Origin of the sequence: Sphingomonas metalli (assembly GCF_014641735.1) — a bacterium.
Classification (GTDB): Bacteria; Pseudomonadota; Alphaproteobacteria; order Sphingomonadales; family Sphingomonadaceae; genus Sphingomonas; species Sphingomonas metalli.
This window is the reverse complement of the sequence record NZ_BMIH01000001.1, coordinates 904,264-916,966: the sequence shown is the minus strand read 5'-3', so window position 1 is coordinate 916,966 and position 12,703 is coordinate 904,264. Positions and strand designations below refer to the sequence as shown.

General features: G+C 69.8%; 14 protein-coding genes. 2 read left to right on the top strand and 12 right to left on the bottom strand.

Features of this window, described 5'->3' with window-relative positions:
• Positions 1–7 precede the first annotated feature (7 nt).
• The 12 genes from cyoD to IEX18_RS04615 all read right to left on the bottom strand — a co-directional run bounded on the left by cyoD (position 8) and on the right by IEX18_RS04615 (position 10,594).
• Complete coding sequence (gene cyoD, locus IEX18_RS04670; RefSeq protein WP_188657516.1) at positions 8–403, bottom strand: cytochrome o ubiquinol oxidase subunit IV; 396 nt, start codon at positions 401–403, stop codon at positions 8–10.
• Complete coding sequence (gene cyoC / locus IEX18_RS04665) at positions 400–1,089, bottom strand: cytochrome o ubiquinol oxidase subunit III (protein WP_188657515.1); 690 nt, start codon at positions 1,087–1,089, stop codon at positions 400–402. Before cyoC ends, cyoD begins: the two co-directional genes overlap by 4 nt.
• Complete coding sequence (gene cyoB, locus IEX18_RS04660) at positions 1,086–3,101, bottom strand: cytochrome o ubiquinol oxidase subunit I (protein WP_188657839.1); 2,016 nt, start codon at positions 3,099–3,101, stop codon at positions 1,086–1,088. Before cyoB ends, cyoC begins: the two co-directional genes overlap by 4 nt.
• Complete coding sequence (gene cyoA / locus IEX18_RS04655; RefSeq protein WP_229664358.1) at positions 3,101–3,982, bottom strand: ubiquinol oxidase subunit II; 882 nt, start codon at positions 3,980–3,982, stop codon at positions 3,101–3,103. Before cyoA ends, cyoB begins: the two co-directional genes overlap by 1 nt.
• Positions 3,983–4,336: 354 nt before the next feature.
• Positions 4,337–4,786: a hypothetical protein gene (locus tag IEX18_RS04650; protein WP_188657513.1), complete on the bottom strand. Its 450-nt coding sequence runs from the start codon at positions 4,784–4,786 to the stop codon at positions 4,337–4,339.
• Positions 4,787–5,039: 253 nt separating this feature from the next.
• Positions 5,040–6,689 carry a Na+/H+ antiporter gene (locus IEX18_RS04645; RefSeq protein WP_188657512.1) on the bottom strand — a complete coding sequence of 550 codons (1,650 nt, stop codon included), beginning with the start codon at positions 6,687–6,689 and terminating at the stop codon, positions 5,040–5,042.
• Between the two features lie 244 nt (positions 6,690–6,933).
• Positions 6,934–7,077 (bottom strand): entericidin A/B family lipoprotein, encoded by a 144-nt coding sequence (locus IEX18_RS04640; RefSeq protein ID WP_188657511.1) that lies wholly within the window; start codon positions 7,075–7,077, stop codon positions 6,934–6,936.
• Between the two features lie 71 nt (positions 7,078–7,148).
• Complete coding sequence (locus IEX18_RS04635) at positions 7,149–8,030, bottom strand: hypothetical protein (protein WP_188657510.1); 882 nt, start codon at positions 8,028–8,030, stop codon at positions 7,149–7,151.
• 2 nt (positions 8,031–8,032) lie between these two features.
• Positions 8,033–8,233, bottom strand: a complete 201-nt coding sequence (locus IEX18_RS04630) for a hypothetical protein (protein ID WP_188657509.1) — start codon at positions 8,231–8,233, stop codon at positions 8,033–8,035.
• Positions 8,230–9,741 (bottom strand): PAS domain S-box protein, encoded by a 1,512-nt coding sequence (locus IEX18_RS04625; protein ID WP_188657508.1) that lies wholly within the window; start codon positions 9,739–9,741, stop codon positions 8,230–8,232. The genes IEX18_RS04630 and IEX18_RS04625 overlap by 4 nt, the downstream gene beginning before the upstream one ends.
• A gap of 13 nt (positions 9,742–9,754) precedes the next feature.
• Positions 9,755–10,123 carry a CsbD family protein gene (locus IEX18_RS04620; protein WP_188657507.1) on the bottom strand — a complete coding sequence of 123 codons (369 nt, stop codon included), beginning with the start codon at positions 10,121–10,123 and terminating at the stop codon, positions 9,755–9,757.
• A 306-nt stretch (positions 10,124–10,429) separates the two neighbouring features.
• Entirely contained in the window at positions 10,430–10,594 is a 165-nt protein-coding gene (locus tag IEX18_RS04615) for a hypothetical protein (RefSeq protein WP_188657506.1), read from the bottom strand.
• A 213-nt stretch (positions 10,595–10,807) separates the two neighbouring features.
• Here IEX18_RS04615 and IEX18_RS04610 point away from each other — a divergent pair, with 213 nt between their 5' ends.
• Together IEX18_RS04610 and IEX18_RS04605 are read left to right on the top strand one after the other, a co-directional pair.
• Positions 10,808–12,211, top strand: coding sequence for an ABC1 kinase family protein (locus IEX18_RS04610; RefSeq protein ID WP_188657505.1), 1,404 nt, complete (start codon positions 10,808–10,810; stop codon positions 12,209–12,211).
• The gene (locus IEX18_RS04605) at positions 12,198–12,689 is read left to right on the top strand and encodes a nucleoside deaminase (protein WP_188657504.1); all 492 of its coding nucleotides are present in this window, start codon (positions 12,198–12,200) and stop codon (positions 12,687–12,689) included. The genes IEX18_RS04610 and IEX18_RS04605 overlap by 14 nt, the downstream gene beginning before the upstream one ends.
• Positions 12,690–12,703 lie beyond the last annotated feature (14 nt).

Here is a 12,703-nt window from a genome sequence, read left to right as displayed (position 1 = left end):
GCAACCCTCACCGCATCCGCATCATCGCCTCGGCCGGCATGTTGTGCATATTGTGGTCGAGATGGGTCATCACCCACACCGATCCGACGATCACCAGCACCACCACGAACACGCCGAACGCCAGCGCGATGACGTTGTTGGTATTGTCCGGCCCCGTCGTGATGTGGAGGAAGAAGGCGAGGTGGACGCCCATCTGCGCCACCGCCAGCACCACGATCGCGGCGGGCACGGCAGGCCCCCAGATCAGGTCGGTCGACGCCGCCCAGAAGGAGGCGGCGGTGAGGAGCGCGGCGAGGAACAGGCCGAGCGTATAGCCCATGGCCCCCTGCGGCCCGACCGTGTCGGGTGATTCATCGCCGGGAATGGTGTCGCCCTGGTCCTGCGGCGGCTTGCGGTCGCTCATCCAATGGTCCCCAGCAGATAGACGATCGAGAAGACGCCGACCCAGACGATGTCGAGCGCGTGCCAGAAGAGGTTGAAGCAGAGCAGCCGCCGCTCGACCTCCGGCCGGAAGCCGCGCGACCAGATCTGCGCCATCATCGTGCCCAGCCACAGCAGCCCGACGCCGACATGCAGCCCGTGCAGCCCGACCAGCGCGAAGAACCCCGACAGGAAGGCGCTGCGCTGCGGCCCCGCGCCCTCGCCGATCAGGCTGGCGAACTCCTGCACCTCGATCGCGAGGAAGGCGAAGCCGAGCAGCCCGGTCGCGAGCAGCCAGGCGAGCGTCGCCTTGGCCTCCTTCCGCGCGGCCGCGAGGCTGGCGAGGCCGCAGGTATAGCTGGACAGGAGCAGGCAGCCCGTCTCGATCGCCACCCGGCCCCGGCCGAAGATCTCCGCGCCGGTCGGGCCGCCCGCGGTCTGCTTCGCCAGCACCGAATAGGCGGCGAAGAAGGCGGAGAACATGATGATGTCGGACAGGAGATAGATCCAGAAGCCGTAGCCGACGACGATCCGCTTGGAGGCGGGGCCGCCCTCGCCGCGGCCCGTCGCCTGGCCATGGCCGTGGCCGCCGCCTTCGCCCTCCTTGTCGCGGCCGAGCGCGTAAGGGTCGCTGCCGTGGCTGCCGGGTGCGGTCGCGGCGGCGGTCATGCGGGCACCTGTTCGTCGCGATGCTGGGCCAGCCACGCCTCGCGCGCGGCGCGGCGGGCGTGATCGGCCTCCCTCACCTCGTCGGCGGGCACCTCATATTCCTCTTCCTTGCGCCAGGCGAAGACGACGAAGGTGGCGTAGGCGCCGACGAAACCGAGACCCGCCAGCCACCAGATATGCCAGATCAGCGCAAAGCCGATCGCGGTCGCGAAGAAGGCGGTGACGACCCCGGTCGCGCTGTTGCGCGGCATGACGATATGCTCATAGGCGGGCGCCTCGGCGAGCTGCTGGCTCTCGATCGCCTTCTGCTTGATGCCCCAATAGACTTCCTCGCCATGCACGTCGGGCAGCACCGCGAAGTTGAAGTGCGGGGGCGGCGAAGCGGTCGACCATTCGAGGCTGCGGCCGTCCCACGGATCGCCGGTCGTATCGCGCAGCGCCTCGCGATTGCGGATGCTGACGACGAGCTGGATCACCTGCGCGACGACGCCGACCAGCATGAAGCCGACGCCCGCCAGCGCGACATGGAGCCAGGGCACCCATTCCTCCACCTCGACATGCTGGAGCCGGCGGGTCATCCCCTCCAGCCCGACCACGTAGAGCGCGCCGAAGGTGAGGGTGAAGCCGATCAGCGATGGCCAGAAGGCGCGCTTGCCCCAGGTCTCGTCGAGCCGGAAGCCGAACGCCTTGGGGAACCAGTAGGTGTAGCCGGCAAAGGCGCCGAACACGACACCTCCGACGATCACGTTATGGAAGTGCGCCACCAGGAACAGCGAATTGTGGAGCATGAAGTCGGCCGGCGGCACCGCCAGCAGCACCCCCGTCATCCCGCCGATCACGAACACGACCATGAAGGCGAGCGACCAGAGCATCGGGGTCGGGAAGCGGACGCGGCCGCCATACATGGTGAACAGCCAGTTGAAGACCTTCACCCCCGTGCCCACCGCGATCACCGAGGTGGCGATGCCGAAGGCGGCGTTGACGTCCGCGCCCGCGCCCATGGTGAAGAAGTGATGCAGCCAGACGGTGAAGGAGACGACGACGATGAACAGCGTCGCCGCGACCATCGAGCGATAGCCGAACAGCGGCTTGCCCGAGAAGGTCGAGAAGATCTCCGAGAAGATGCCGAAGGCGGGCAGGATCAGGATATAGACTTCCGGATGCCCCCAGGCCCAGATGAGGTTCATGAACATCATCATGTTGCCGCCGGCATCGTTGGTGAAGAAGTGGAAGCCGAAATAGCGGTCCAGCGTCAGCATCGCGAGCGTCGCGGTCAGGATCGGGAAGGCGGCGACGATCAGCATGTTCGAGCCGAGCGCCGTCCAGCAGAACATCGGCATCCGGAGGTACGACATGCCCGGCGCGCGCATCTTGAGGATCGTGGTGACGAGGTTCACCCCCGACATCAGCGTGCCGACGCCCGCGATCTGGATCGCCCAGAGATAATAGTCGACGCCGACGCCCGGCGAATAGCTCGTCTCCGACAGGGGGGCATAGGGCAGCCAGCCGGTGCGCGCGAACTCGCCGATGACGAGGCTCATATTGACCAGCAGCGCGCCGGCCGCGGTCAGCCAGAAGCTGACCGAGTTGAGCGTCGGGAAGGCGACGTCGCGCACCCCCAGTTGCAGCGGCACGACGAAGTTCATCAGCCCGACGATGAACGGCATCGCGCCGAAGAAGATCATGATCGTGCCGTGGGCGGAGAAGAGCTGGTCGTAATGTTCGGGCGGCAGATAGCCCTGCGCGCCGCCGGTCGCGATCGACTGCTGCGTGCGCATCATGATGGCATCGACGAAGCCGCGGATCAGCATGACCAGCGCCAGCGTCGTGTACATCACGCCGATCCGCTTATGGTCGACGCTGGTGATCCATTCCTTCCACAGATAGGGCCAATGTCCCTTGCGGGTGATCCAGACGAGCGTCGCCAGCCCGATCAGGCCGACCGTGCCCGCCGCGACCAGCGGGATCGGTTGGTCGAAGGGGATGGCGCTCCAGTCGAGTTTACCCAGCATCATCCCATCTCCGGCGGTTTGGGCGACACCTGCGGACCGCCGCGCCCTTCCTGCGGTCCCGCCGAGGGTTTCAGCTGCTGCGACACGATCGCGTCGAACAGGCCGGGCTGGGCGGCGCGATAGCTGAACGGGTGGACGTCGAGGCTCTGCCGGGCGAGCGCGGCATAGCCCGGCACGTCGAGCACCGGCCCGCCGCCGCGCACCGTGCCGACGAAGCGGTCGAAATCGGCGGCACTCACCGTGTCGACCGCGAAGTTCATGTCGGAAAACCCGTCGCCGCTATAGTGCGAGGACTGGCCCCAGATCCGCCCGACCCGGTCTGCGCGCAGGTTCAGCTGCGTCTCCATCCCGTTCATCGTGTAGATCATCGATCCCAGCCGCGGCACGAAGAAGGTGTTCATCACGCTGGCGCTGGTCAGCCGGAACCGCACCGGCCGCCCGACCGGCAGCACCAGCCGGTTGACCGTCGCGATCCCCTGTCCGGGGTAGATGAACAGCCACTTCCAGTCGAGCGAGACGACCTGCACCTCCAGCGGCGGCGTTGTCTGGCCCGGCGCGGCGGCGACCGGGCGGCGCGGATCCTGGTCGTGGCTGCCGACCCAGATCACGCCGCCCAGGAACAGGATGATCATGATCGGGATCGACCAGACGATCAGCTCGATCTTGCCCGAATAGACGAAGTGCGGCTGGTACCTGGCCTTGCTGTTGCCGGCGCGGAACCACCAGGCGAAGGCAAGGGTGGCGATGATCGTCGGCACGACGATCGCCAGCATGATCGCCAGCGAGTTGAACAGGATCTGGCGGTTGGCGGCGGCGACGGGACCTTCGGGCGCGAGCACGCTGGTCGGCGCGCAGCCGGACACTGCGGCCAGCAGCGCCAAGGGTACGGCCTTAGCCGCAGGAAACCGGCCAAAGGCCATTCTGGAACGCCCCTTCTGCCGCGGAGAACGCCATCGCGCCCGCGTCGTAGAAAGCGAGTTCCTGCCGCAGAAGTTCCGCGCCGGATCCCGAATGCAGGAGCGGGCCGGCCGGTTTCGCTGCCGAAAATAACGAGCGTTATTAAGGCGATGGCGCACAGCATGCTCCCGCTGAGCCTTCGCACTTGCAGTCAGCGCGATCGGCGCAGTCAGATGCCCCTTATACGCTGCATCCCGCGCCGATACGTCCGGTCTCGCGATCAAGGTGAGGGACGGTCTGCCCGCTTGTGGCCGCCGCTGTGTGGGTGATCGATGACCTTATGTCATCCAACCGGCTCGGCACCTTGCGCGCCAGCCCCGACGGTGCTGGCGGACCACGCAGATTTCGCCGTGGCCGCCCCAGCCTTGTATCCGGAACGAGACCTGCAGGATCGCCAGACGACCGTCGGAGGAGAAGATGGGGCTCGTGAAACTGACAAAGGTCGGTGTGCCCTCACCATCGACCCTCGGCCCCGGGCTGCCCTGCCATGCACAAGCCGGCTTGAAGTTCGGAAAGTCGTACCGCTTCGCTTCGGCTACGAGGTCATCGAAACCGTGGCGGGACAGCGGCAGTTCGGCGGGATAGGAAGTCACGAAGCCTTCGGGGTGCAGCCTTCGATCTTCCATCAGAACGACGGGAGGGTAGGCGAGCGTCTTGGCTCCGCTCGCTGCGGTATATGCGGCCTGCAGGACGGCGCACGTACGCGGCGCAGACGCGAAATCGGACACGAAGTGTGGTTCTTGTGCCGACGAAACGGGTGTCGGCTGGGCGTGCGCGGCAGCAACGATAACTGCGGAAGACATCGGCGGACCCTCGCAAACGCGCAGACCAGTGGCGGCCTCTCCCTCTCGCAGAACCTGCCGATCCGCAACGGCGGGGGCGCAAACCAGCGCATCGCCGACAGCCGGTGCCCGAATATACTGCCGATCGATGCTGATTCCCGGCGATGTTTCACGTGGAACATTGCGCGAACGCCGGCTGTCACATCGCCATGCGGTTCCAGCGGGCATCGGCGAGGTCGAGCTCGCGGCCGAGCTGCTCGGCGACGCTGAGTCCCAGCTCACGCTGGCGGGCGAGGTCGAAGATCGCCTGCCGTTCGGCGCGGATCGCGGCGAGGCGCATGCTGCGTTCGATCGCGCGGTCGTGGTTCTGCTCGGCGCGGGCTTCCTCGTCCGCGCCCAGGCTCTCGATCCGCTCGCGATACTGCTCCATCAGCCGTGCCGCGACCTCGGTGGCGCGGTCGGGGTCCTCGCCCTCCGCGCACATCGCGTGCCGGACGCGTTCGATCTCCAGGATCGCAGCGCGCGCGGCGATGGTGCGGGCGCGGTCGCGTTCCGCCGCGAGGCCCGCATCGCTCGGCAGGCGCAGTCCGCGCAGCAGCAGCGGCAGCCCCGCCGCGGCGATCACCAGCGAGGCGAGGATCACTCCGGACGCGAGCAGGATGACGAGGTCGCGGGCCGGAAGCGGGCTGCCGTCGTTCAGGGTCAGCGGCAGGGTGAGCGCGCCGGCCAGCGTGATCGCGCCGCGCGCACCCGCCACCGACATGGCGGCGACGACCCGCCGCGGCGGGCTGCCCGCCGGCGACCGGCCGCTCAGCCGCGCACGGAACAGGGTGAAGCGCAGCGACAGCCACACCCAGCCGAAGCGCAGCGCCGCCAGCACCGCGACGATCGCGAGAACATAGGCGAGCAGCCACCAGCCGCTGTCGTGGCCGGTGTCGGCGATCGCGCGGCGGGCGCCATGGAACAGGTCGGGCAGCTGTTCGCCGAGCAGGACGAAGACCACGCCGTTGAGCGTGAACTGCAGCATGTCCCACACCGCACGGCGGCGGATGCGGGTGGCGGCGCCCACCGCCGCGCCGCTGCCGGCGAAGGTCATCGCGATCCCCGCCGCCGCCGCGGCCAGCACGCCGGAGGCATGGATGTGCTCGGCCGCCAGATAGGCGCCGAAGGGGATGAGCAGGCTGATCAGGATGTTCGATCCCACCTCGTCGCCGAACCGCTGGGCGAGCAGCGCCTTGCCGCGCACCACCGCCCAGGTCAGCCCGGCGCCCACCGCCACCCCGCCGACCGCGGTATAGGCGAAGGTGGTCGCCGCCGCCGATGGCGAGAAGCTGCCGCTCAGCGCCGCGGCGATGGCGAAACGGAGGCAGACGAGGCCGGAGGCGTCGTTGAGCAGCGATTCCCCTTCGAGGATGTGCATCATGCGGCGCGGGATCGTGACCTTCTGCGCGACCGCGCCGACCGCGATCGGATCGGTCGGCGAGACCACCGCGGCGAGCGCGAAGGCGACCGGCAGCGGCATCGCCGGGATCAGCCAGTGGACGAACAGCCCCACCCCCAGCACGGTCAGGAAGACGAGGCCGAGCGCCAGACCCAGCACCGTCCGCGCGTCGCGCAGCAGCTCGTCCTTGGGGATGCGCCAGCCGTCGAGGAAGAGGAGCGGCGGGACGAGCAGCAGGAAGAACAGCTCGGGATCGAGCTCCACCCGGACGTGGGCGAAGCCGCCGATCAGTGCACCCAATGCGATCTGCACCAGCGGCCGGGGCAGGGCGGACGGCAGCAGCCGCGAGACGATGCCGCTGACGACGACCGCGAGCAGCAGGAACAGGCAGAGCGTGACGACGTCCAAGGTGCGGCGGATCCTTTCGGCTTGCCGCTAGGATATAGGCGATCGCCGGCGGGGCGATACACAGGATGTTGGGATGCAGGGGAACGGCGCTGGAGACCGTCCATGCGCCTGCCCGGCCCGTCGCCGTATCGGCGAGGCGGTGGAGCGGCGTGCGGCCATGGCGCTACACAGGAAAAACCCCTTCCCCGCGAAGGGGGAAGGGGTTCGTACGCCGGGCCGGCCGTGGGGCGGCCGATCCCGCCGCTTACTTCTTCTTGGACTGGCCCGAGGCGTCGGACACCGCGCTGCCGGCCGAGCGCAGGTCGCGGCCGGCGCCGTTGACGGTGTTGCAGGCGGTCAGCGCGAGCATCGCGGTGAGGCCGGTGGCGAGGATGATCTTGCGGGTCATGATCGTCTCCTTGGAAATTTAGGGAATGGGGGGGGGGCGGCGGGCCCGGTACGCCGGCCCGCCGCGGTTACTCAGCGCATCCGGCGGCGAGTGGCCACCGTCGCGCCGAAGGCGGCCGCGCCGGCCCCGGCCAGCAGGGCGAAGACGAGGATGAAGGAGGTGCTGGCCGCCGCGCCGGCCGCCGCGTCGGTCGCCGACTTGGCGGTCGCGATCGCATTGTCCTTGGTGCGGACGAAATCGGCCTTCGCGCGGGTCACCTGGGCCTGCGCCTCGCCGCGGCTGATCTTGCGCTGGGCGGCGACGATGTCGACGATGCGGCTCTCGGCGCGCATGCCGTCCTGGCCGCCGCGGGCGAGCGCGGGCAGCTGGCGGGCGATTTCCTTCTGCGCCTGCTCGGGCGTCATCTGCGCCGGATCGGAGGGCGCGTCGGACAGATAGGCCGCGGCCTCCTCGCGAACGTCGCCCGCGTCGACGCCGGCGATCTGCGCGACCCGCGGCGCGGCGGCGCCCACGGTCGACCCGGCGGCACCCGCCACATTGCCGACGGTGCGGAACGCGCCGCCGATGATCCCGCCCACCGCCGAGGTGAGGAGATAGAGCGTCAGGATCAGCGTGACGCCCCAGACCACCAGACCGTGGACCAGCGCATCGAACCGCTCGGTCACGCCCGAGACCCGCGCTGCGGCATAGCCGCCCGCGCCCAGCGCGACGATCGTCGTCACCAGCCAGTAGAGGCCGGCGCCGATGCCGAAGCCGGTCGCGCCCGGGGTCGTCCCCTCGACCGGGTCGACCATCGACAGGCCGATGCCGGTGCCCAGTATCCCGAGCAGCAGCTGCACCGCGACGGCGATCACCACGCCGGCGAAGATCGCGCCCCACGACACGCGCCGGCCGGCGCGGGCCCCTAGCGCATCAGCGACCGGCACCGTGCCGGGCATCAAGTTGGTAGCCATGTTCACTCCTGTTCCGTTCCGGCGCCGGCGGGCCTGCCGCCGGCGTCCTTCTGTTGCTTGCGGCCTTCGCGGACGGCGGCATCGTCGCCGATCAGCTTGCCGATCGTCTCGCGCGCGGCGCCCTTGGCGCGGCGCAGGTCATCCTCGTCCCGGTCGTTGCCGGGTTCGTCCTGTCCGGGGCGGCTCTCCGGTGCGTCGTTCATGCCGGGACCTCCCGATGGCTCACCGCGGTCGCCTCGCCGTCGAAGCCGCGCGCGCGCGCCCAGGCGGCGGCGGCGGTGCGGCGGTTGACGCCGATCTTGGCGTAGATGCGCGCGACATGGTTGCGCACCGTGTTGCCCGAGACGCCCAGGCTGCGCGCGATGCTCTTGTCGTCGAGCCCGCGGCAGATCAGCGCCAGCACCTCGCGCTCGCGCGCCGTCAGATCGTCCAGTCCCGCGCCGGCCGCATCGGGCTGGGGCGCGCGCAGCCGGGCGAGCTTGTCCATGATCGAGCGGCTGAACCAGCTCGTATCCTTCATCACCGCCTCGATCGCCTCGACCAGCTCGAGCTCGGTCGCCTTGCGCTGGGTGATGTCCTGGAAGGCCCAGAGCACGCAGGCATCCTCGCCCAGCCGGATCGCCTCGGTCGAGACGAGGCAGTCGATCCGGCCGCCATCCTTGGCGGTGATCCGTGCCTCGTGGCCGCGCAGGTCGCGGCCGCTCTCGATCGCCTCCTCGATATCGCGGCGGCCGGGCTCGTGCGCCCACAGCTCGACCTCGGCGAGCGAGCGGCCGATGATCTCCGCCGAGCCATAGCCGGTCAGGGCGGTGAAGCTGGCATTGACCTCGCACAGCAGATGCCCGTCGCGCGCGCCGATCGCCATCGGCACCGGCGCCATCTGGAAGGTGCGGGTGAACCGTTCCTCGCTATGGCGCAGCGCCGATTCCGCCTTTCGCCGCGGCTCGAGGTCGGCGAAGGTGAAGAGCATGCAGGGCTGGTCGTCCATCTCGATCGGCTGGCCCGCGACGATCACCAGCTTGGTGCCGCCGCCGGGCAGTTCCAGCTCCGCCTCCATCTGCGGGATGGTGCGACCCTCGGACAGTCGCTCCTTCGCAAGATCGCGCCGCTCGGCGCCGCGCAGCACGTCGATGTCGTACATCGTCTTGCAGAGCAGCTGGCCCTTGTCGTGGCCGGTCATCTCGACGAACCCCTGATTGACCTTGACGAAGCGCAGGTCGGCGAGGCGGCAGATCACCGCGGGGGCGGGATTGGCGTTGAACGATTGTTCGAACCGGTCCTCCGCCTGATAGCGGTCGGTCACGTCCTGGATGACGAGGACGACGCAGGAGGGCGCGTCCTCGTCCCGGTCGTTCAGCACCAGGCTGCGGACCTGATGGACCCAGCGCGGCGCGTCCTCGCCCGCGACGGTGACCTCGACCACCACTTCCGAGAAGCGGTCGCCCGCCACCACCCGCTCGATCGGATAATCGTCCGCCTCGAGCCGGTGATTGTTGCGGTAGCGCAGCTGGAAGCGGGCCCGATAGTCGTCGACCGTCGTGCCGAGCTGCTCCAGGCGCTCGACGCCGTGCATGGTCAGCGCGGCCTCGTTCGCCCAGAGCAGGCTCTGGTCCGGGTCGACCAGGATCACTCCCTCGTCCAGACCGGCGATGATCTGGCGAAGGTGTCGGAGATCGACCGTCTCCCGCAAGGATTTGAGCGTCGTAGCCAAGGCTTGCGACCGATCAGCCCCGCTGCCCGCGCGCCAGCCAGCCGAGCGCGAGGCCGCCCAGCGCGGCGGCGACCGCCCAGACCACGGCCGGGTTGCCGCGCACCGCGTCGGCAGCGGCGCGACCGCCGCGCTTCGCGCTCTCGGCGGAACGGGCGGCGGCACCGCCGACCCGCTCGCGTGCTTCCTCGATCAGGCCGGGCGTCGCATCGGCGACCTCCGCGGCGATGGCGCGGGCGCGGCCGTAGGCGTGCTCGGCGCCGCCCGCGACCTGGTCGACCACGCCGTCCACCTGCCATGTGCGGCTGTCGACGACATCGCCGACCGTCTTCTCGACCTTGCCCGCGACATAGCGGGCGCCACCGTTGAGTTCATGCTTGTTCATGATGAAGTCTCCGTCCTGGGAAAGCGGTGCGGACGGGTCAGAACGACCGGCTGCCGCATCGCGCGGCTCCGTCGAAACCCGGCACCGGTGCCGCACCGCGCGTCGCGGCTGCGGCTGCTTGCGGATCAAGGCCGGCGGCGAACCACGCCCGCAGCGTCGCGCACGTCGCTGCCGCGGGGCGGGCGCCGATGCTGACGATGATGGGTGACACACGACCTCTCCGCTCGACCGGCCGCGCCACGCGACCGGTTCGTCGAGCTAAACCTATAATAGGTTAGGTCGTTCCTGGTATTTTTGCGCGGGGTACTAGTCGACTTCTACCAAAAGGGCGTCGGCCCGCGCGGCGTAGAGGGCCGCGAACCGTTCGTGGAGCGCACGTTGCGGCGCGCCACGGGCGCGGCCGGCCATCCGGCGATGATCGGCGCTGCGGGCGACCAGATAGTCGCGCTCTTCCTGGATCGATCGGCCCATGGCCATAGTCCTTCGGGAATGGGGAGGGCGCCATGCTAGGGCCGCCCAACCGCCGCCCTCAATGATCGATCTGCACCGGCTCGCTGGTATTTTTGCAGGGTTTCCGAGGCCTTGATGTCGAAATCCGGACGGAAGGCAACCGAGGCTACACAGGGAGCCTCGCAGGCGTGCGGCCGCGGGAACCGCCGGCGCCGCTGCCGCGCTTGGGCGGTCATGCAGGATGACGAGGAAGTCGGCGCGGCGCGCCACCGGGCGGTGCCGAGCGGCCGGATCGCGCGGCTGGGCAGTTTCGGGCGGCTGGCGGGCGGTGTCGCGGGCGGGATGCTGGCCGAGGGCGCGCGCCGCCTTGCCGCCGGCGAGCGGCCGGCGATGAGCGATCTCATCCTCACCCCCGCCAATGCCGCGCGCGTCGCCGATCGCCTGTCGCACCTGCGCGGCGCGGCGATGAAGCTGGGGCAGATGATCTCGATGGACGCGGGCGACGTGCTGCCGCCCGAGCTCTCCGCGATCCTCGCGCGGCTGCGCAACCAGGCGTACCGGATGCCGCCGCGCCAGCTCGACCAGGTGCTGGCGCGCGAATGGGGCGCCGACTGGCGCCGCCGCTTCCGCCATTTCGAGGCCGCGCCGATGGCCGCCGCCTCGATCGGGCAGGTCCATCGCGCGACGCTGCCCGACGGCCGCGTCCTGGCGATCAAGGTCCAGTACCCGGGCGTCGCCGAGAGCATCGACGCCGATGTCGACAATGTCGCGACGCTGCTCCGCCTGTCGGGCGTGCTGCCGCCCGCGATCGACCTCGCCCCGCTCCTGTCCGAAGCCAAGCGCCAGCTCGCCGAGGAGGCGGACTATGTCCGCGAGGGCGAGCAGATGCGCCTCTACGGCGAACGGCTGGCGGGCGATCCGCGTTATGTCGTGCCGGAGCTGGAGGAGGTGCTGACCACCCGCCGCGTGCTGGCGATGCGCTTCGTCGAGGGTCGCCCGATCGAGGCGCTGGCGGAGGCGCCGCAAGCGGCGCGCGACGCGGCGATGACCGCGCTGATCACGCTGGTGCTGCGCGAGCTGTTCGCGTTCGGCGCGATGCAGACCGACCCCAATTTCGCCAATTACCGCTGGCAGCCGGACACGGGCGCGCTGGTGCTGCTCGATTTCGGCGCGACCCGCGCGGTGCCGGCGGAGACGGCGGGCGCCTATCGCCGGCTGATCGAGGCGGGGCTGGCCCGCGACCTCGACCGGATCCGCGCCATTGCGGTGGAGACGGGCTTTCTCGGCGAAGCCGCGGCGGCGGCGCATCGGCCGGCGATCGACCGGATCATCGCCGCGATCGATGCCGCGCTCAACCGGCCGGGCGCGTTCGACTTCGGCGACCGCGCCTTCGTGCCGGTGGTGCGCGAGGAGGCGAAGGCGATGATCGCCGACCGCGACACCTGGCACGTGCCGCATGTCGAGACGCTGTTCGTCCAGCGCAAGGTCAGCGGCACCGCGCTCCTCGCCGCGCGGCTGAAGGCGCGGGTCGATGTCCGCGGCCTCGCCGCCGCGGCGATCGGGGCCGCACCGGACGGGGCTGCATCGGAAGGGACCGGCGCGCCGCCCGCTGCGTTGAGCGGACATGACGGAGGATGACGAGCGCTGGATGCGCATGGCGATCGCGGTCGCGAAGACCAAGGGATCGGACCCCGCGGACTCGCCGCTGGGTTCGGTGATCGTGCTCGACGGGCGGGTCCTGTCGGCCGAGCCGAACCAGACCGAGCAACTGCCCGACGCCACGGCGCACGCCGAGATGATGGCGATCCGCCGCGCCTGCGAGGCGAGCGGAGAGATGGAGTTGCGCGGCGCGACGCTTTATTCGACGCTCCAGCCCTGCGGCATGTGCACCATGGCAACGATCTGGTCGAAGGTCGGCCGCGTCGTCTACGGCGCCGGGCGCGAGGACGTGCACCGGATGTATTTCGAGGCGCGGCACGTGGATACGCTGGCGTTCATCGCGGATGCGTATCGCGACGACGTGGTGATCGAGGGCGGCTGCCTGCGCGACGAGTGCGCGGCGCTCTACTATCCGCCGGATGTGGATTTGCCGGAGGCGGAGCAGGCAAATTTGTAAGGTTGCACCTTCGT